This window comes from Thalassorhabdus alkalitolerans (assembly GCF_042656525.1).
Classification (GTDB): Bacteria; Bacillota; Bacilli; order Bacillales; family Marinococcaceae; genus Thalassorhabdus; species Thalassorhabdus alkalitolerans.
Window position 1 is genome coordinate 156,535 of sequence record NZ_JBHSOZ010000002.1, and the last position, 19,296, is coordinate 175,830.

The 19,296-nt window shown below is 43.7% G+C and carries 14 protein-coding genes; 1 reads left to right on the forward strand and 13 read right to left on the reverse strand.

The window, feature by feature from the left end:
• Positions 1 to 30: 30 nt before the first annotated feature.
• From ACFPU1_RS00810 to ACFPU1_RS00870, 13 genes are all read right to left on the reverse strand, one after another.
• Positions 31 to 888 carry a YitT family protein gene (locus ACFPU1_RS00810; protein WP_385938224.1) on the reverse strand — a complete coding sequence of 286 codons (858 nt, stop codon included), beginning with the start codon at positions 886 to 888 and terminating at the stop codon, positions 31 to 33.
• A 271-nt stretch (positions 889 to 1,159) separates the two neighbouring features.
• Positions 1,160 to 1,945 (reverse strand): SDR family oxidoreductase, encoded by a 786-nt coding sequence (locus tag ACFPU1_RS00815; RefSeq protein ID WP_385937371.1) that lies wholly within the window; start codon positions 1,943 to 1,945, stop codon positions 1,160 to 1,162.
• A gap of 36 nt (positions 1,946 to 1,981) precedes the next feature.
• A complete protein-coding gene (locus tag ACFPU1_RS00820; protein ID WP_385937374.1) occupies positions 1,982 to 3,952 on the reverse strand; it encodes a TRAP transporter permease in 1,971 nt (656 codons plus the stop codon).
• Between the two features lie 5 nt (positions 3,953 to 3,957).
• Positions 3,958 to 4,485, reverse strand: coding sequence for a DUF1850 domain-containing protein (locus ACFPU1_RS00825; protein ID WP_385937377.1), 528 nt, complete (start codon positions 4,483 to 4,485; stop codon positions 3,958 to 3,960).
• 2 nt (positions 4,486 to 4,487) lie between these two features.
• Positions 4,488 to 5,507 carry a TAXI family TRAP transporter solute-binding subunit gene (locus ACFPU1_RS00830; RefSeq protein WP_385937380.1) on the reverse strand — a complete coding sequence of 340 codons (1,020 nt, stop codon included), beginning with the start codon at positions 5,505 to 5,507 and terminating at the stop codon, positions 4,488 to 4,490.
• A gap of 171 nt (positions 5,508 to 5,678) precedes the next feature.
• Positions 5,679 to 7,040 (reverse strand): sigma-54-dependent transcriptional regulator, encoded by a 1,362-nt coding sequence (locus ACFPU1_RS00835; RefSeq protein ID WP_385937383.1) that lies wholly within the window; start codon positions 7,038 to 7,040, stop codon positions 5,679 to 5,681.
• A gap of 20 nt (positions 7,041 to 7,060) precedes the next feature.
• Positions 7,061 to 9,085, reverse strand: a complete 2,025-nt coding sequence (locus ACFPU1_RS00840; protein WP_385937386.1) for a transporter substrate-binding domain-containing protein — start codon at positions 9,083 to 9,085, stop codon at positions 7,061 to 7,063.
• 148 nt (positions 9,086 to 9,233) lie between these two features.
• Positions 9,234 to 10,302, reverse strand: a protein-coding gene (gene prfB / locus ACFPU1_RS00845) for a peptide chain release factor 2 (protein WP_385938227.1) whose coding sequence is annotated in 2 segments (ribosomal slippage) — positions 9,234 to 10,265 and positions 10,267 to 10,302 — 1,068 coding nt in all. Because the reading frame shifts where the segments join, the coding sequence is not laid out codon by codon here.
• 283 nt (positions 10,303 to 10,585) lie between these two features.
• On the reverse strand, positions 10,586 to 13,117 hold the full coding sequence (secA, locus tag ACFPU1_RS00850; protein ID WP_385937389.1) for a preprotein translocase subunit SecA: 2,532 nt from the start codon (positions 13,115 to 13,117) through the stop codon (positions 10,586 to 10,588).
• Between the two features lie 347 nt (positions 13,118 to 13,464).
• Positions 13,465 to 14,028 (reverse strand): ribosome hibernation-promoting factor, HPF/YfiA family, encoded by a 564-nt coding sequence (hpf, locus tag ACFPU1_RS00855; protein ID WP_100400931.1) that lies wholly within the window; start codon positions 14,026 to 14,028, stop codon positions 13,465 to 13,467.
• Positions 14,029 to 14,506: 478 nt separating this feature from the next.
• Entirely contained in the window at positions 14,507 to 14,704 is a 198-nt protein-coding gene (locus ACFPU1_RS00860) for a cold shock domain-containing protein (protein ID WP_054637849.1), read from the reverse strand.
• A gap of 214 nt (positions 14,705 to 14,918) precedes the next feature.
• On the reverse strand, positions 14,919 to 16,343 hold the full coding sequence (locus ACFPU1_RS00865) for an NAD-dependent succinate-semialdehyde dehydrogenase (RefSeq protein ID WP_385938231.1): 1,425 nt from the start codon (positions 16,341 to 16,343) through the stop codon (positions 14,919 to 14,921).
• 312 nt (positions 16,344 to 16,655) lie between these two features.
• Positions 16,656 to 18,338: a methyl-accepting chemotaxis protein gene (locus ACFPU1_RS00870; RefSeq protein ID WP_385937393.1), complete on the reverse strand. Its 1,683-nt coding sequence runs from the start codon at positions 18,336 to 18,338 to the stop codon at positions 16,656 to 16,658.
• Between the two features lie 623 nt (positions 18,339 to 18,961).
• Here ACFPU1_RS00870 and ACFPU1_RS00875 point away from each other — a divergent pair.
• The gene (locus ACFPU1_RS00875; protein ID WP_385937396.1) at positions 18,962 to 19,177 is read left to right on the forward strand and encodes a hypothetical protein; all 216 of its coding nucleotides are present in this window, start codon (positions 18,962 to 18,964) and stop codon (positions 19,175 to 19,177) included.
• The last annotated feature ends 119 nt before the right edge of the window (positions 19,178 to 19,296 follow it).

The window sequence follows — 19,296 nt, forward strand, 5'->3', positions numbered from 1 at the left end:
TCCAACCTCCTTTAATAGAAACAGTACGGCTCAATTATACCCTACTTCTTTCTTTTTGAAACCCTCTCCAAGTACTTCTGTGGCATTTGTCACAATTACAAATGCGTGCGGGTCAGCAGCTTGAACAACTTGTTTCAATTTTGTGACTTCGTTTCTATTAACGACACACATTAAAACAGGTCGCTTTTTGTCAGTATACCCGCCGTATCCTTCAAGCCTGGTTACCCCTCTGTCCACCTTCTGAAGAATATCCTGGCGGACGTGTGTTTCATCATTGGTGATAATTAATGCTACCTTTGCATAGCCTACCCCAGTTTGGACAATATCAATCGTTTTTCCTGTAATATACAGGCCGATCAATGCATAAAGGGCAAGCTCCAGGTTAAATACAAGCGCTGAAGTAAAGACAATCAGGCCGTCAAAAAAGACCACACTCGCGCCTAGTGAAACACCAGTGTATTTATTGAGTATTTGGGCAGCAAGATCTGTTCCGCCAGTTGAAGCTTGAGCCCGAAACACAAGGCCAAGACCAAGACCTACCCCGATGCCTCCAAATAAAGCGCCGAGCAAGGGATCCTGCGTTGCTGGCGGCAGTTCACTGGTCAGTAACACAACCAATGGCAGAAAGGCTGTTCCAATAATTGTTTTGGCACCATATTTAAAGCCTCCAAGAAGGAGGACACCTGCCAAAAACAGAGGGATATTAAAAGCCCAGAGAGTAATAGCGGGCTCGATGCCAAACACATCATAAACGATAGTGGCAAACCCGCTGACTCCTCCTGAAGCAATACGATTAGGGAGAAGAAAAAGGTTATACGCGATCGCTACAATGGCAGAACCAGCGAAAATCATCGTAATATTCAACGCAAACATAGCTTTGGGATTCATAGGCTGACGCTTTCTGTTTCCTTTCTTTGTTACAGCCATCCAGGCCACACCTTCCTACTAACGTTCTTCCTTGTATTCACAGTAGTATAGCACTGGAAAACCCTGGTGTAAACGCGCTCCCGATTACGGTGCCTGGCACCAAAAGAAATGTAACATAAATGTAATGCTAAATCCCGTCACTGCGCCGATTTCTCCAATTCGCTCTTTTTGGTGCCTGGCACCCCATCAAAAAAAAAGAGCTTCTGCTTTATTCAAGCAGAAGCTCTTTTTCTTAGAAGGCTTGCGTCATGCCGCCATCTACTACGATTGTCTGGCCCGTTACATAGCTGTTTGCTCCCGAACCAAGAAAGGCGATGACTTTCGCAAACTCTTCGGGATCACCGTAGCGGCCGAGTGGAATGTTTCCTTCACTTTCCGATCGTACCTCACTGACGTCCAGGCCCCTTTTCTCAGCCTTTTTCTTGTCCAGTTCTTCCGTCCGGTCTGTTGCAATTCTCCCAGGTCCGACAGTATTTATTAAAATACCATCACCGGCCAGCTCCTTTGATAGGGTTTTGGCCATTCCCATCACACCCAGCCGGTACGTATTGGAAAGCATCAAGTTTTCAATCGGCTGTTTAACAGAGGAAGAAGCAATATTTACTATGCGTCCGCCGTTTTCTTTCAGATGAGGAAGAGCACTGCGAATCGCTCTAGTAAAGCTTAACAGCGTGAGCTCAAAAGCACTCTTCCAATCTTCATCCGAAAGTGATTCAAAGGTTCCAGCTGTCGGTCCTCCGCTGTTATTTACAAGAACATCGAGACGGCCCAGCTTTTCTTTCGCTTCAGAAATTAAACTGTGGATGTCATCTTCCTTATGAAGATCGCACACTTTCCAATACACCTTGTTTCCTGTTTCACTGCTTATTTCTTCTGCTGCTTTCTGAAGTGTTTCTTCATGTCTTCCAGACAGCATGACAGAAGCACCCTCTAAGGAAAATTGCCTGGCCGAGGCCTTGCCCAAACCTTTGCTTGAAGCAATAACCACGACTCCCTTGTCTTTAAGTCCTAAATCCATACTCTTTTCTCTCCCTTTCAAAAAAAGTCTCTTTATTTATATTGCACGTAAAGATGCCACACCCTCTTTTTTCGCACGAATCCATTGGAAGAAAATAACGACAGCGATGATGGAGAACCCGATCACATCCTGCATTAGATTTGGATTCATAAAGAGTAAAGCTCCACCGAACAGCAGGATCCTCAGCACAGGGTTGATATGAGTCATGAAATATCCTTCTGCTGCAGTACCCAGCATCATTACTCCGAGCACAGAGGTAAATACGACGAGTACCCCTTCACCGAAGGTTGTATTTGTCAGGAGGAGAGAATCGTTATATACAAACAAGTAAGGAACGATAAACCCTGCAATGGCAAGCTTCATAGAAACAAACCCTGTCCTCATTGCGTTTCCTCCCGAAATCCCCGCAGCAGCAAAGGATGCCAGGGCAACCGGCGGTGTAATATTTGCAAAAATACCGAAGTAAAAGACGAACAAGTGGGCCACAAGCGGCTCAATACCTAGCTGTACAAGAGCCGGAGCCGCCATCGTTGCAGTAATGATGTAGGTTGGGATACTCGGAAGCCCCATTCCCAGAACAATACATGCCACCATCGTAAACATTAAGGTAAGGAGCAGGCTTTCCCCGCCAAGGGTAACAATTGCATTGGCAAGGCTGAGACCAAAGCCAGTCAGTGTTGCCACACCTACAATAAGACCAACTGCGGCACACGCAATCGCCACTCCAAGAGCTGTACGCGCACCATTTTCCAGTGCTTCTAAAATGTCACGCAAAGACATTCTCGTTGTCTTGCGAATCATGGCAATAATAACTGTCACGATAATAGTCAACAGGGCAGAATAGATGATGGTCCGGCCGCTGAAGAAAAGCATATACATTAAAAATAACAGTGGAATCAGCAGGTGGCCCCGTTCTTTCATAACCTGCTTTACCGCAGGAAGATTATCTTTGGAGATCCCTTTTAACCCTTCCTTGGAAGCACGCAGGTGAATCTGCACGATAACTCCCAGATAGAAAAGGAGTGCCGGAAGAAGGGCAGCAAGCGCGATCTGGCTGTACGGAATTCCAAGAATTTCAGCCATAATAAAAGCGGCAGCACCCATGATTGGCGGCAGAATCTGTCCACCTACGGAAGCTGAGGCTTCAACTGCTCCAGCAAAGTTTTTCTTATAGCCTATTTTTTTCATCAAAGGTATGGTAAATGAACCAGTGGTGACAACATTGGCTACGGCAGCCCCGTTAATGCTTCCTAAAAATCCGGACGCAATAACAGATACCTTTGCCGGCCCGCCTCTTGTCTGTCCTGCAATCGCAAGAGCCATATCATTAAAAAACTGACCCATGCCTGATTTCTGGAGAAAAGCTCCAAAGAGAATGAACAAGAAAATGTAGGTGGCAGAAACACCAATTGCTGTTCCGTAAACCCCTTCATTTGTTACATACATGAAGTTTACAATATCCTGCCATTCATAGCCCCTGTGGCGGAAGATTCCGGCCATTTCCCGGCCAAACAGCCCGTAAAGGAGGAATAATATCGCAAGGGTCGGCAGCCCCCAGCCTGTTACCCGTCTGGCTCCCTCTAATACAAGGAGTACAAGAATGGCTCCGAAAACAAGATCCCATGTATTGGGAAGCCCGCCTCGGTTAACAATCGAATCATATTCCATAAAAATATAAACAGACGTGGAAAGAGCAAGCAACGCTAATATGGCGTCATACCACGGAAGGGTGTTTCGTTTTGCCTTTTTCAGCGGCGGATAAAGCATAAAGATTAAGGCCAGCACGATAGCGACGTGAAATGATCTGTGCACCAGCGTTGGCGGGGTGCCAAAGTATGATGTATATAAATGATAGATAGATAAAATAATAGCAATACCAGCGACAACGAGAGCAATTTTCCGGTTGTCAAAGACACGGAACCTCGATTCATTATCGTACTTTTCCAGGGTTTCTCTTTGATTCTCATCTAAGTTTTGCTGATGGTCCAATTGCTGTCTGGTTTCCATCTCCTTCACCTCTTTTCAATCTTCATTTCCATTTTTTCATGATGGGGCAGTTCTTCGGCATCAAAAACCTCTTTGCCGTTTAAATACAGTGTGAACTCCACATTTTGTGAATGAATCCACCTCAGGGCCTCATGCTCTTCATTTATATTCCTTATGACCACTTCACCGTTTTCTACCGACATGTCTCCTTTTTGATGCGGAACACCTGCCCCGAAGGATTGAAATACTGTTTCGTCCAACAGCAAGCTTCCTTCCTCTGTTACTTTGTACAGCTCAGCCCATGGAGACTTCTCCACAGAATGAATCCACGACAGGACAAGCTCATCCCCTGGCTCTGCTTCCTGACTTTTGTACACTTTATCTGTCTCCTGACTGCTTATAATAAGCTCCCATCCGGAGGACGAATAATAAGCTGAAACAGGAAACATTACAGCAGCTGACAGCAGGATCATCATGGTAAATAGAAAGCCTTTTTTCATATAGAGCAGAGAGAAAGCATCACGACGGATGCCTCTCTCCTGCCTCCCTTGCAAAATTAGTCAAGAACACCCTGCTCTTCAAAGTACCTTTCCGCTCCAGGGTGGAATGGAATCGGCAGCCCTTCTTCTACTGTATCCAGGGTAATTTCTTCTGCAGCATTGTGAGACCCTTGAATGGTTTCAATGTTTTCAAAAATTGTGCTTGTAATGTCGTATACTGCATCTTCAGAAAGCTCGTTATTTACAATAAGAAGGTTCTCAATTGTCGCTGTTGTAATATCTTCTTCATTGTCATAGGTGCCCGCAGGAATGGTTCCTTCAGAGAAGAATGGATACAGTTCCTGTAAGTTCTCCAGTCCTTCGCCTTCAATCGGAATGATTTTCGCGTCGTTTGTGGTGGAGAGATCAATTACAGTTGCGTTCGGAAGTCCGCTTGTAACAAAGGCAGCGTCAATCATGCCGTTTTGGATCTGGTCGATAGCTTCACTGTAAGAAAGGTAGTCTTCATTTATATCATCATAGGACATATCATGAGCTTCCAAAATCATGCGTGCATTTAGCTCCACACCTGAGTTCGCGTCCCCAACACCAACATCATGGCCAGCTAGATCATCAATAGATTCAATTCCGGAACCCTCTGTTGTTACCACCTGTACAAAGTTAGGGTATAAGGAAGCAATAGCTGTTAAGTCGTCCTTTGCACCTTCCTCCTCAAACGGACCTGTTCCTTCAGTGGCCTGAGACACTGCATCTCCCATAACGATAGCTAATTCGGCACGATCAGTATCCAATAGATTAATATTTTCAACGGACGCTCCCGTGGATTGCACAGAGCTGTCTGCACCAAGCTCTCCTTCTAGAAGATTAGAAATCGCTCCTCCAATTGGATAGTACACCCCTGAGGTTCCCCCGGTGGCAATAGTAATGAAATCAGCGTCCATGTCTCCTGTTTCTACTTCCCCATCGTCTCCTCCGTTTCCACCGTTTTCATCCGCAGCTGTTTCTTCGTCTCCATTATCTCCACATGCAGAAAGAACCAGCAGTGTAGAAAAGGCAAATATCCATCTCTTTTTCATATAAATCTCTCCCTTATAAAAATAGTAAATTAAAATCATTTCTGCTTATTATATATTGCAAAAAGCGTGCCAAGTTTTTAAACTCTTTAAAACGCTTTCAAAACAAGGAAACGTTTACAATTATACGACAAAAAAACCGGCATTTTCTGCCGGTCCTGCATATTTTGCCGGTTATGAACCGGAAAGATTGTACTGTTTTATCTTATCTCGAAGACCCCGCTCACTGATCCCAAGCATGGAAGCCGTATTTTTTCTGCTCCCTTTCATTTTCTTCAAGGTTGCCTGGATTACCTCCTTTTCAACTTCTTTCATTGTTAACCCGACAAAAGCTTTAGCCGCTTGTTCCCGTGAAACTTCCAACGTTTTTCCTTTGTTCAAATAAGGGGGAAGGTCATCAATCTCAATCATATCCCCTTCCGCAATAACCATTGAAGCTTCGACAATGTTTGCCAGTTCCCTGATATTTCCCGGATAGCTGTGCTGAAGCAGGCTAGTCTCAGCAGGCTTTGTCAGGCCTTTGATGCCCTTCCCTAATTCTTTATTGTAAATATTTAAAAAATGCCGGATCAAATAGGGTAAATCTTCTTTTCTTTCTCTTAAGGGCGGAAGTTCGATTTGAATGACATTCATCCGAAAATAGAGGTCCTCTCTAAATTCACCGTTAGCTACCGCTTTGCTTAAATCCTTATTGGTCGCAGCAATCACTCTGACATCCAATTTTTCCGTCCGATTTGAACCGAGGGGAGTGACTTCCTTCAATTGTAAAACCCGCAGTAACTTTGCCTGCAAAGCCAGTGACATATCACCAATTTCATCTAAAAACATCGTCCCCTTATTAGCCAGCTGAAATTTCCCTTGCTTACTGGCTGTTGCTCCTGTAAATGCTCCTTTTTCATAGCCAAATAATTCACTTTCAAGGAGGTGCTCCGGGATGGCTGCACAATTGACAACCTCAAAATGCTCCCTCTTCCGCTTTCCGGAAAAATGAACAGCCCGGGCCACAAGCTCTTTGCCCGTTCCGCTTTCCCCCGTAATGAGCACGTTGGTATCTACCTCTTTTACTTTGTCAATCATTTGGTAGACCTTGGCCATGGATTGACTGCTTCCGATCATCCCATCTTTGCTGTATTTTTTTTCAAGCTCTTGAGTTAAGTACTCAACCTGATGATTTAGTTCATTGTAGTGGAGAGCTCGGCGTATGACCGAGGTAAGCTCTTCTGTGTTAACAGGTTTGGTAAGGTACGAATAAGCGCCCAGGTGCAAGGCATTCACTGATGATTCAATCGTGCCGTAGGCCGTAATCATAATTACGATCATGCCAGGCTTTTCTTGTTTTATTTCCTGCAAAACGTCCAGACCGTCCCTGTTTCCTATTTTCAGGTCAAGAAGACAGAGGTGATAATGACTTTCCTTGATTAATTGCACTCCCTGATCCGGGTCAGTTGTGCTTGCAACCTCGTATTCGTCCTCCAGTGCGAATTCCAATGAAGCACATATAGACGGTTCATCATCTATTATCAGTATTCTTTTCATGCCTATCTCTCCCTCCTGTCTTATTCCTTTGAAGCTTCTCTTCTGCAAGGAACAATCGGAAATTCGAGCTCAACTTTCGTTCCTTTATCCTTTACTCCATCAATTCTTAATTTTCCATGGTTTTCTTTCACGTATTGCTGAGCAATAGACAAGCCAAGGCCTGTGCCTTTTGCTTTTGTGGTGTAAAAAGGTTCGAATACCTTTTTCTTTGCCTCCTCAGTAATTCCCGGTCCTTCGTCTTTCACAATAACAAACACGGATGAAGGTCCTTTTTTTACTGTAAGCTGTAAAGAAAGAGTATTGTCGTCTTTTCTTTCTTCCATAGCATCCAATCCATTTATCATTAAGTTGATAATCACCTGTTTGAGCTGGTCAGGATCTGCTTTTACACAAACCTGTTCCGGCCAATCTGTTTCCAGATTAAATCCTTTATTGTTTACAGTTCTTTCAAATAGTATTGCACAATCCTTTACTATGGAAATAAGATTAACTACTTCAACACTTTGAGTTTTCGGTCGTGCATAATCTATCAGCCCTTCTATTAATTGATTGAGCCTGTCTATTTCCCGGGGGACGTGGGTAGTTATTTGTTTTTGGAACCGTTCACTCTGAAATTTTTTCGGAATCAGCTCAACAAAGGTTTTAATGGATGAAAGGGGGTTTCTGATTTCATGAGCAATCCCTGCCACAACCCGGCTTAACGCCTGATTTTTTTCCTGTTCAAACATTTGCTGCCTCACCATCTGTTCAGCAGTATTGTCCTCGATGGCAAATATAATTCCAGTAATCTCACTTGCAAAATTATAAAGAGGATAGACATAATAGCGAAGGTATAAGCTTTCATTTTGAGAGTTTGTCCATATGGTTTCCTGCCCTAGAAACTGTCTTCCCTCCCCTTTCATGACCTGTGCATACTTTCCTTCCAGCAGTTTCTTAAGAAGAGGATGCTCTTCGAATCTTTTTCCCTTTATGTCCTCATCTGCTTCTAAAAGGTGTATCGCTTTCGGGTTAATCGTAGTCACTTCTCTGTTGTCATTAATCGTAATGATGCCCCGGGGGCTTGAGTTTAAGATCTGCCTTTGAAACTCGGTACTGTTTTTTGTCTGCTCCACCTGGTATTGAAGAGACTGATTCAGCCGGTTCAGCACCCTTGTTTTTTTATCAACCTCTCGCTTTAACTGCCTGTTCCAGCGGACACCAAGAAGCAGCAAAATAATAATGGCTAAAAAAAGCACCCCTGTGATTTGCAGAGCCCGCCAAAGCTGACTTATTAATTGTTCTTCTTCATCCACAAACCAGTTTTCATAAATTTGAGTATAGGTTCCGTCGCTTTTCACCTCACGGATGCCCCTGTTAATTGTATGTAGCAGCTGATAGTGCTCTCCCTGGACTCCAACAGAAAATTCAACGGGAAGAACATAGTTATTCACCACCTGGTAATTTTCAATCAGGTCCCGTTCCTCAAAAAAGTGTTCTGCTGTGAGAACGTTTCCAACAAAAGCGTCTGCTCTTCCGCTGACAAGAAGCTCCAGCCCTGTCACCTGATTACTTGTGGCTTGATATCTGATCCCTTGAACATTTCGTAAAAAGCCGTATTCAATGGTTTCCCTCTGCAAAGCCGTGACCTGCCCGCTAAGACTTGTAATGCCTTCTATGTTTTCCTCTTCTGCAGGCACCACCAGCCCGACAGAGCTTGATAGAATGGATTCACTGAACTCCATAAACTCCGCATCCTGTTCTGAAAAATTAATACTGAGAATCATATCAATTTCCCTTTCCCGGATGGCCTCTAGAGATTCTTCCTTTGACATAGGGATGTATTGAATACGTAAGCCAGTTCTTTCAGCCACTTCATTAAATATTTCAATAGAAAACCCATCGAGGTTTTCGTTTTCCATATGGAGAGGCGGCAGGTCAGGGTCATAAGCCACGATGAATTCCTGTTCTGTTACCGGTATATGATGGAGGTCTTCTTCTGCTTTTACATACGAAAAGCTGAACGCTAAACCTAACGCCAGCAATAGCATAGACACAGCTTTCCACATCGCTCACCCACCTCCTTTTTTCCTATATTCAGTGTAATCGTTTTAGGAAAGAGAAACCATAGGAAGCAGAAGGAAATAGAAATGAAAAAGAAGAAACCCCCTGCTCTTCTGTCTCCAGAAGTTCAGAGGGTATAAGGATTCAGCGTGATCATGTTTTCATCGTTGAACGTAAATACTCATCAATAAAAGCATCAAGACCGCCGTCCATGACTGAAGCTGTGTTTCCAACCTCATGGTTTGTACGGTGATCCTTTACCATGTTGTATGGATGGAACACATAGGATCGAATCTGGCTTCCCCAGCCAATTTCCTTTTGTTCGCCGCGGATTTCATCCAGTTCTTTTTGCTGTTCTTCAATTTGGCGCTGATACAGCTTTGCTTTTAGCATTTTCATAGCCTGCTCGCGGTTTTTCAGCTGAGAGCGCTCATTTTGGCAGGTTACCACCGTGTTGGTGGGCAGGTGTGTAATCCGGACAGCCGAATCTGTCGTATTGACATGCTGCCCGCCTGCGCCGCTCGCCCGGTACGTATCAACTTTAAGGTCCTCAGTCCGCACCTCAATTTCAACATCCTCATCCATTTCCGGCATAACCTCACAGGAAACAAAAGATGTATGGCGGCGTCCCGAGGAATCAAATGGAGAAATCCGTACAAGACGATGGACGCCCTTTTCAGCCTTCAGGTAGCCATAAGCGTTATGGCCTTTGATCAATAAGGTTACACTTTTCACTCCTGCTTCATCGCCTGGAAGGTAATCAAGTGTTTCCACTTGGAACCCTCTTTTTTCGGCCCAGCGTGTGTACATCCGCAAAAGCATGGACGCCCAGTCCTGGGACTCCGTGCCGCCTGCTCCTGGGTGGAGCTCAAGGATGGCGTTTTTCTTATCATACGGCTCACTTAAGAGAAGCTGGAGTTCAAAGTCATTCAGCTCTTTGTTAAGCTCCTTTACGCCTTCTTCAAGCTCTTCGTACAGCCCTTCATCCTCTTCCTCTTTGACGAGCTCATAGGTTACTTCAAGATTCTCGTACTTGTCAGCAAGGCTTTTAAAGCCATTTGCCGTTTCTTTGAGAACGTTAGATTCATCGATGACTTTCTTAGATTTGTCGGGATCGTCCCAAAAGCCAGGCTCAGTCATTTTTTCTTCTAATTCAGCGATTCGTTCTTCCTTTTCAGCGAGGTCAAAGAGACCCCCGGAAGTCCGCTAAACGTTTAGCCATAGTTGAAAGTTCATTCTTTATATCTGCAAAATCCACAATTGTCACCTCATATTATTTTGGGCCGCGGTGCCTTTTAGGGTGCCTGGCACCACGACCCGTTGTAACATTCTTTTTTCAGGAAATCCCTTTGCGCCAGGCATTGCGGCCCTTTTTATATTACAACCCATTTGGGGTGCCTGGCACCACGACTCATTGTAACATTCCTTTTTCGGGAAATCCCTTTGCACCAGGCATCGCGGCCCTTTTTATATTACAACCCATCGCTGGTGCCTGGCACCTTGATTTATGCCTTTGCTTTTGCCACGCCGCAGCAGTTTTTGTACTTTTTCCCGCTGCCACAAGGGCAAGACGCGTTACGTCCTATTTCCTGTGCTTTCCGGACTGGCTGGCGCTTCTTTTCATTTCGTTCCGTATTGTTGCCATGAACTGCTTTCCCCTGGGCAACAGGCTCACGCTCTAAATTATTAGACTCAATCTTGGTTTTCATCACATGAGTTGTTACTTCCTCTTCAATAGAGGCTACCATCTCTTCAAACATGTTAAAGCCTTCAAACTTATATTCACGAAGAGGGTCATTCTGCCCGTATGCACGCAAGTGAATACCCTGACGAAGCTGATCCATCTGATCGATGTGATTCATCCATTTGCGATCCACAGCGCGGAGCATGACGACTTTCTCAAACTCACGCATATGCTCTTCGCCGACCTCTTCTTCTTTTTGCTTGTACTCTTCTTTCACCTTTTCCATGACAAGGTCAATGATTTCTTCAGGCTCCTTGCCCCAGATTTCTTTTGTAGTCATTTCGTACTCTGAAAAGGCCACGCCATTCAGGTAGTTCACAATAGCATCAAGATCCCAATCCTCAGGAACTTCCTCTTCAGGTGTATGCGCCCTAACCCCTCGTTCAACGGTAGAATTGATCATTTTCATAACAATTTCACTCAGATTCTCTGACTCGAGAACTTCCATTCGCTGAGCGTATACAATATCGCGCTGTTCACGCATCACATCGTCATATTGAAGGATTTGCTTACGAGTATCAAAGTTGGAGCCTTCTACTCGTTTTTGAGCTGTTTCTACTGCACGGCTGACTAGTCTGCTTTCAATTGGCTGATCTTCTTCCATGCCCAGCTTTTCCATCATGCCCCGCATGTTATCCGAGCCGAAACGACGCATTAATTCATCATCCATAGAAAGATAAAACTGAGATACACCAGGATCTCCTTGACGACCGGAACGTCCCCGGAGCTGGTTATCAATACGACGGCTTTCGTGACGCTCTGTCCCTATCACATACAGGCCTCCAAGCTCTCTTACACCCTCGCCAAGCTTAATATCTGTTCCTCGTCCTGCCATGTTCGTTGCAATCGTAACCGCACCTTTCTGGCCGGCATTTTCAATAATTTTCGCTTCATTTTCATGATTTTTTGCGTTAAGGACATTATGTGGAACACGACGCTTTTTCAATAGCTTCGAAACGTGTTCAGAGGTTTCTACACTTACAGTACCAACAAGCACTGGCTGTCCTGTTTTATAAAGCTCTTCTATCTTTTCAACCACCGCTTTAAACTTTCCGTCTTTAGACTTGTAAATTAAATCGGCGTTGTCCTCACGGGCAATCGGCTTATTCGTAGGAATAGAAGTTACATTCATTCCATAAATATTTTGGAATTCTTCTTCCTCGGTCTTTGCCGTTCCCGTCATCCCTGCAAGCTTTTGATACATACGGAAATAGTTCTGGAACGTAATTGACGCCAAAGTCATGCTTTCTTTTTGAACTTGAAGGCCTTCTTTTACTTCAATGGCTTGATGAAGGCCGTCACTGTAACGGCGTCCCTTCATTAAACGACCTGTAAATTGGTCAACAATGACCGCCTCACCGTCATCAACCACGTAATCCGAGTCTTTTACCATGGCAACATGGGCTTTAAGAGCCTGATTAATATGGTGAGTAATGGAAACATTTTTCGCGTCAAAAAGGTTCTCAATGTTAAAGTGACGCTCTGCTTTATTAACGCCCTCTTCGGTCAGCTGTACATTCTTTGTTTTTTCATCAAAGGTAAAATCTTCTTCTTTATTTAAAAAGCGTACAAATGCATCCGCTTCGGCATACATTTGGGTTGTCTGTTCTACTGAGCCGGAAATGATCAAAGGTGTACGAGCTTCATCAATTAAAATAGAGTCGACTTCATCGACTACCGCAAAATTGAGTGGCCGCTGCACCATTTGCTCCTTGTAGAGAACCATGTTGTCACGCAAATAATCAAAACCATACTCATTATTGGTCCCGTACGTGATATCGCAGCTATACGCTTCACGCTTTTCGTCTTTTGTCATTCCTTTTTCGTTCAAACCTACAGTTAATCCTAAAAATCTATATAAATCACCCATTTGTTCACTGTCACGACGGGCAAGATAATCGTTGACTGTAATCACGTGCACTCCTTTACCAGTAATCGCGTTCAGATATACCGGCATGGTGGCAACCAACGTTTTCCCTTCACCTGTCTTCATTTCAGCGATATCTCCGTCATGAAGCACAAGAGCACCCATAATCTGGACTCTAAACGGAGTCATGTTCAGCACTCGCCCTGCTGCTTCACGAACAACCGCAAAGGCTTCCGGAAGAAGCTTATCAAGAGACTCACCATTTTGGTAACGCTCTTTGAACTCTTCTGTCTTCTGGCGGAGACCGTCATCCGACAGTTTCTTCATATCATCAGCCAGTGATTCTACCTGGACCACTGCTTTTTCCAACTTCTTCACTTGACGCTGGTTTGTATCTCCAATGACTTTTTTTAGCAAGCCCATCATAATTTAAATCATCGTCCTCTCTTTCATCTGCAGATGAAAATAAGTCTCGCACTTATGCTTCATTTTATCAGTTTGTCTTATTCGTTACAACGGGGGAGAAACCGTGAAGAAAGGAAGAAGAAGTCATTATATGAAAGACCCCTCTAAGGGGTGCCTGGCACCTTTTGTAGATGTAATGTTATTGTAACAATCGAATGGACTGATCTTGAATACCCACCTTCCAAGTGACAGCCTGTTCCTTTCACGGGTTTGCGCCAATATAGCTTTAAAGCGTTAAAAGGCACAACCGTCTAGTGACAGTTGCGCCCTCTCATTCTGTAGTTTTTTTAAATGACCTCTTTGTCGCTTTATTCTGGTTCAATCAATCCGTAGCGCCCATCTTTGCGACGGTACACCACATTCGTGGAACCACTTACTGCATCTGCAAAAACAAAGAAGTTATGACCGAGCATATCCATTTGCAGGATGGCTTCCTCCGCATCCATCGGCTTTAAGTTAAACCGTTTGTTACGGACGATTTCCAACTCGTCATCATCTTCCGGAACAGCTTCACCGTTAGCTTCTGTGAGTTCTTCCAGTTCATTTTTGAACATGTACTTTACGCTTCCATCTTGGCGGAACTTACGGTTTACTTTCGTTTTATGCTTACGGATCTGCCTTTCCAGCTTTTCCGTAACAAGATCAATAGCAGCGTACATGTCCGTGTGTCGTTCTTCTGCTCTTAAAAGAAGTTGAGGCATTGGAATTGTAATTTCAATGATGTTTTGACTGTTTAGAACCTGCATATTCACGTGGACATCTGCTACTGGGGTAGTGTCAAAATACCTTTCTAGCTTACCGACTTTCTTTTCCACATACTTTCTTAATGCTGGAGTTACATCAATGTTTTCGCCACGAATGTTGTAGTTCATCAAATGAACTCCTCCTTTCAGTACCTCTTTAATTCTATATTCCTTCATCCATTCCCTTCTAAAACGACAAATAACCAAAGATTTCTTTTCGACACCCAATTTCAGCTGCTTTTTTCGGTTTTTTTTTGGGGGGTGCCTGGCACCATATCAAGTTGTCACATCCCTGTAACACGACTCGCCGGCGAACGACTGCTTCACGCGGACCGCACCCTTTTCTGCACACTGCACCTCATACGGGTGCCTGGCACCATATCAAATTGTCACATCCCTGTAACACGACTCACCGGCCAAACGACTGCTTCTCGCGGGCTCTCTCCCTTTTCTACCCACCTCACCCCATTCGGGTGCCTGGCACCACGGCAATTGTCATCCTTCTGTAACTGAACATAGAAAAACCCTGCTTCTTGGCGCTAACCAAGAAACAGGGTTTGTTTGTGTGAGTTAATGAATGAAAGCTTTGGCAGCTGGCAGAATGTCCTTAGATTTTTTCTACATTAGCAGCTTGCGGCCCGCGGGAACCTTCAACAATCTCAAACTCAACATCCTGACCATCTTCAAGAGACTTATACCCTTCTGAATTAATTGCTGAGAAGTGCACAAATACGTCGTCTCCATCTTCACGCTCGATGAAACCAAAACCTTTTTCGTTGTTAAACCATTTTACTTTACCTTGCATACATTTCCATTCCTTTCAAATTCGAAAATTCTGCGGTTGCGCCGCATTGCTCACAGCTAAGATCGAGGCCTGTGCAGGGGCTTTACGCCCCTCCACAAAAATTCAATCTTAAACTGCCTACTTAATATTACCCCTTACCTATGAAATGTATGCATGTTTTTTACAAATTTGATTAAATTTACATTCCGTTAAATTTTCTACTGCTCACTATCGCCTAAACGCCCATGGAAATATATTTTGTTTCCAAGAAAGCATCTATTCCCTGATGCCCTCCTTCTCTGCCAATGCCACTTTCTTTCATTCCTCCAAAAGGAGCCTGAGCTGCTGACGGCACGCCGTCATTCCACCCGACAATTCCATACTCAAGGGCCTCCGCCACTTTCATGCCCCGAGATAAGTTCTCTGTAAAAAAGTAGCCGGCAAGGCCGTATACAGAGTCATTTGCCAGACGAATTCCTTCCTCATCACTTGAGATTTTCTGGATCGGGGCAACCGGCCCAAAGGTCTCTTCGTTCATCACAACCATGTCATGAGTAATATTCTTTAACACTGTCGGCTTGTAAAAATACGAACCATTTTCTTCATACCCAGAACCGCCGCAGACAATTTCTGCTCCCTGCTTCGCCGCGTCCTGTACGTGCCGGTCAACTTTTTCATACCCATCCTGATTGATCAAGGGCCCAACATCCACGCCTTCTTCAAAGCCGTTCCCCACCTTCAGCTTAGATACTTCTTTTTTAAATTCCTCAACAAAATCATCATAGATGCCTTCCTGAACGTAAATTCTGTTTCCGCAAACGCAGGTCTGCCCTGCATTTCTAAACTTAGATGCAATCGTTCCCTGTACAGCTTTATTAATATCGGCGTCATCGAGAACAATGATCGGTGCATGGCCTCCCAGTTCTAATGAAAGCTTTTTCACCTGATCCGAAGCCTGCTTCATTAAAATTTTCCCAACTTCCGTTGATCCTGTAAAAGTCATCTTGCTTACCTTGCGATTGCTCATCATTTCTCCGCCAATTTCAGAAGCTTCACCTGTTACAAGGTTGAAAACCCCTTCTGGGAGCCCTGCTTCCTCACAAATTTCCGCAAAACGAATCGCCGAAAATGGTGTATCTTCAGCAGGCTTAACAATAATGGGACAGCCTGCAGCAAGTGCTGGAGCAACCTTTCTCGTAATCATGGCAAGAGGAAAGTTCCATGGGGTGATAGCTCCGACCACACCTACGGGCTGACGGATGACCATCAATCGCTTTTCCCTTGAGCTTGCTGGAATCATTTCTCCATACACACGCTTCCCCTCTTCTGCAAACCATTCCAGAAACGAGGCAGCGTAGGCTACTTCTCCCTTTGCTTCCTTTAATGGCTTACCCATTTCCTTTGTAATAAGCTCGCCCAGCTCGTCCTGTTTTTCCATCATGATACGATAGATTTTTTTTAAGTACTCGGAACGTTCTCCAGCAGTCTTTTCCGCCCAGGGTTTAAACGCCCGATGAGCGGCATCAATCGCTTCTTTTGTCTCGCTTTTCCCTCCATTTACCGCGGTGCCGACTTTTTCACCTGTCGCAGGGTCAAACACATCAAAGGATCCACTGTCCGACTTTTTCCACTCCCCGTTAATAAATAGACGTCCTTCCATCATTTCCTCATCCCTCATTTCTTAAATATTTTCCAGTTCTATACCCTACTTATAGAAAGGACATTCCATTTCCTTCACAAAAAATGTATTCAATCCGATTAAAAAAGCTAATATTCCTGAAGGTCTTATAGGTTCCTGTCAAAGAGACGGACCACCTATATTATTTTACATCCCCGACACGCTCCACTTATTTTCTTCCTTTCACGTTCTGCTGTCCTCGTGAAAAATAGTAGAACGCTAAAAACCTCACCATACTCTGGTGAGGCTGGTGCCAGCTGACCTTTTAAAAGGCTCATGGCAAGCGATATAAACCTATACCTTAAAAGTCGTAGCTGATTTCTGTAAGTCTTCAGCCATAGAAGCCAGCGTAGTGGTGGCATCTGAGATTTCTTCCATTGAAGCACTCTGTTCTTCGGCTGCTGCTGCTACATTTTGGGAAAACGAAGAAGAATCATTAGAGATTCTTGTCGTTTCACTGATCGTTTGAACTACACTTTCCGTCCCGGCTCTTACTTCCTCCACGGCTGAAGTTACATCTTCCACCTGCCTTGAAATGTTCTGTACCGCTTTCATTATCTCCTCAAAGGAGAGGCCTGCTTCACCGACCAAAGTCATCCCCTCCTTTACAGCTATTTTCCCTTCTGTCATTGACTTAACTGAGTTTTCAATGCCAGCCTGGATGTCCCTGATGATCTGGTTAATTTGTTTAGCAGAAGAACCTGACTGCTCAGCCAACTTTCTCACTTCATCAGCTACTACTGCAAAGCCTTTCCCATGCTCACCAGCTCTTGCTGCTTCGATCGCTGCATTTAAAGCTAGCAAATTCGTCTGATCTGATACTGCGTTAATTAAGGAAATAATCTCTCCTATCTCTTTTGACTTTTGCCCTAATTCTTGCACATAGGATGAGGTAGAAGAGGTAGTTTCTTCAATTGTGGTCATTTGACTAATTGTCTGATGAAGGACCTCTGTTCCCTTCTCAGCCCGATCTGCTGTCTCCTGAGTTGTGCTGTTTACATCTTGTATATTTGTGGTGATCCGCTCCATGCCTTTTGAGATATCAGTAATGATGGCAGACGACTGGGTTGCACTTTTGAGCTGAGCTTCTGTTCCTCCTGCTATCTGCTGGATCGAACTTGAAATTTCGTCAGTGGCTCTTGTCGTCTCCTCCGTGCTTGCTGTTAATTGCTCGGCTGAGGCAGCAACTTCTGTAGATGTACTTGAAATCTGCCCTACTAACGTAGTTAAATTCTCTTTCATTTCATTCATGGAAGCAGCAAGGCTGCCAATTTCATCCCTGGTTGTCACTTCAATTTTTTCAGTTTTCAGGTTTCCTTGGCTAATTTCATTGGCCATGACTACGGCCTGTTTTAAAGCTTTACTTACTTTTATGCTGAAAAGAAGAAATAAAACAGTGCCGACAGATGTTGCAACAACAAAAGTAAGAAAAATCGAGAATTTAGCTTCACCAATGAGTGAGAGCAGTCTGTCTTCAGCACTTTGATGGTCAACCATCACCAAATCAGAAAAAGATTCGGCTCTATCAATAGCAATATTAGCCACCCCATAAAGCTGATTTAATATCTGGTTTTCATTTGATGCTGCACCAGACAGAATCGAATCAGCCATTAGACCAAATTCCTCGTTATACCTCGTTAACTCTTCTAAAAATGCCTGTTGTTGAGAATTTCTGTAGTTATTCTCGATATAAGATAAGGATTCATTTAATGCTGCTTCAGCTTCCTGATACCTTTCCTCATTCATTTCACCTGCTCTTACTTGCTCGCTGAGCTCTATGTATTGAACGCTGAAAAAAGCCTCAATATCCTCGACTGCAAAAGTTAGATCAGTCATATGCTCCAATTCCATGGTTTCCGTTTCAATTCCTGTCTGGTTCCAATAAATATAAGAAAAACCTAAGAGAAATATAAAAATCACTGAGAAAAAAACTCCAAGCAGCTTAGCTTTCACACTGGAAAATTTCCATGCTTTCATAAAATGCCCCCCCCTAAGTCAGTTAAGAATTACCTATACTATGTATCGGTTTGTTCTATCATTTATTTAGGTAAAAAGACTCAGTAACGGAAATATTTCTATTAAAAAGGTGATTGGACTGACTGATTCATTCATTATCAGCTCCGGGAGACAAACGTACACAAGACTGAACCTTTACATAAGTGAGTACTAAAAAAGTAGAAATTTTTGTTTCTTATAGCTCTCCGTTTTTTACTTATCACACTGGAAAAAGTGAAAAATCCACAAGGGAAACGTCAACTATCCCAGGGCCATACGTTAATAACGGCACCAAGATGGCAGAATATATTGTCTTTTCAAAAATTTGTTTTATAGTAGATATTACAGGTCCTACATACAAAGTGACCGCCCCTGATTCCCTTCCAATCAGCTTTTCCTCTATGCTCCTCATCCATTTTACCCTGCATCCCCTTGAGCAGGCTGTAAAAATGGAACGACCAAAAAACCGGCCATTGTTTTACGGCCGGAACCCTGTGTCGTTCACTTGATTGAATTATCTAAATATTTAAAATAATAATTGACTATTCGCTCACCTTTTGAAATAATATACTTATACCGTGCCCTTGTCCTCATGCTATAACCTTATGAAGGATGTGAGAGCTATTCTAAAAGAAAGGTTTTACATCATTGAAGAAGTGAAAGTCAAACGTCGCTTGTTTGGTTTATATGAAACCAAGAAACGCATCGAAAGGTATGGAAGCGAAGACTATGAGAAGGCTATAGCATTCATGAAACATGCTGAAGGGGAAATGACAGGGCCGAGCCAAAGCCACCTTATATTAAAAGGGCACGACCGATAAATTTACTTCAAAAGGACCGGTGCCGGTCCTTTTCCTTTTTCCATATACCCTTTCCTTCTTTTATAAAACCTTCTTTTTTATAAAATCACTCAGCATTCTTATTTATTGAGACAAAAGCC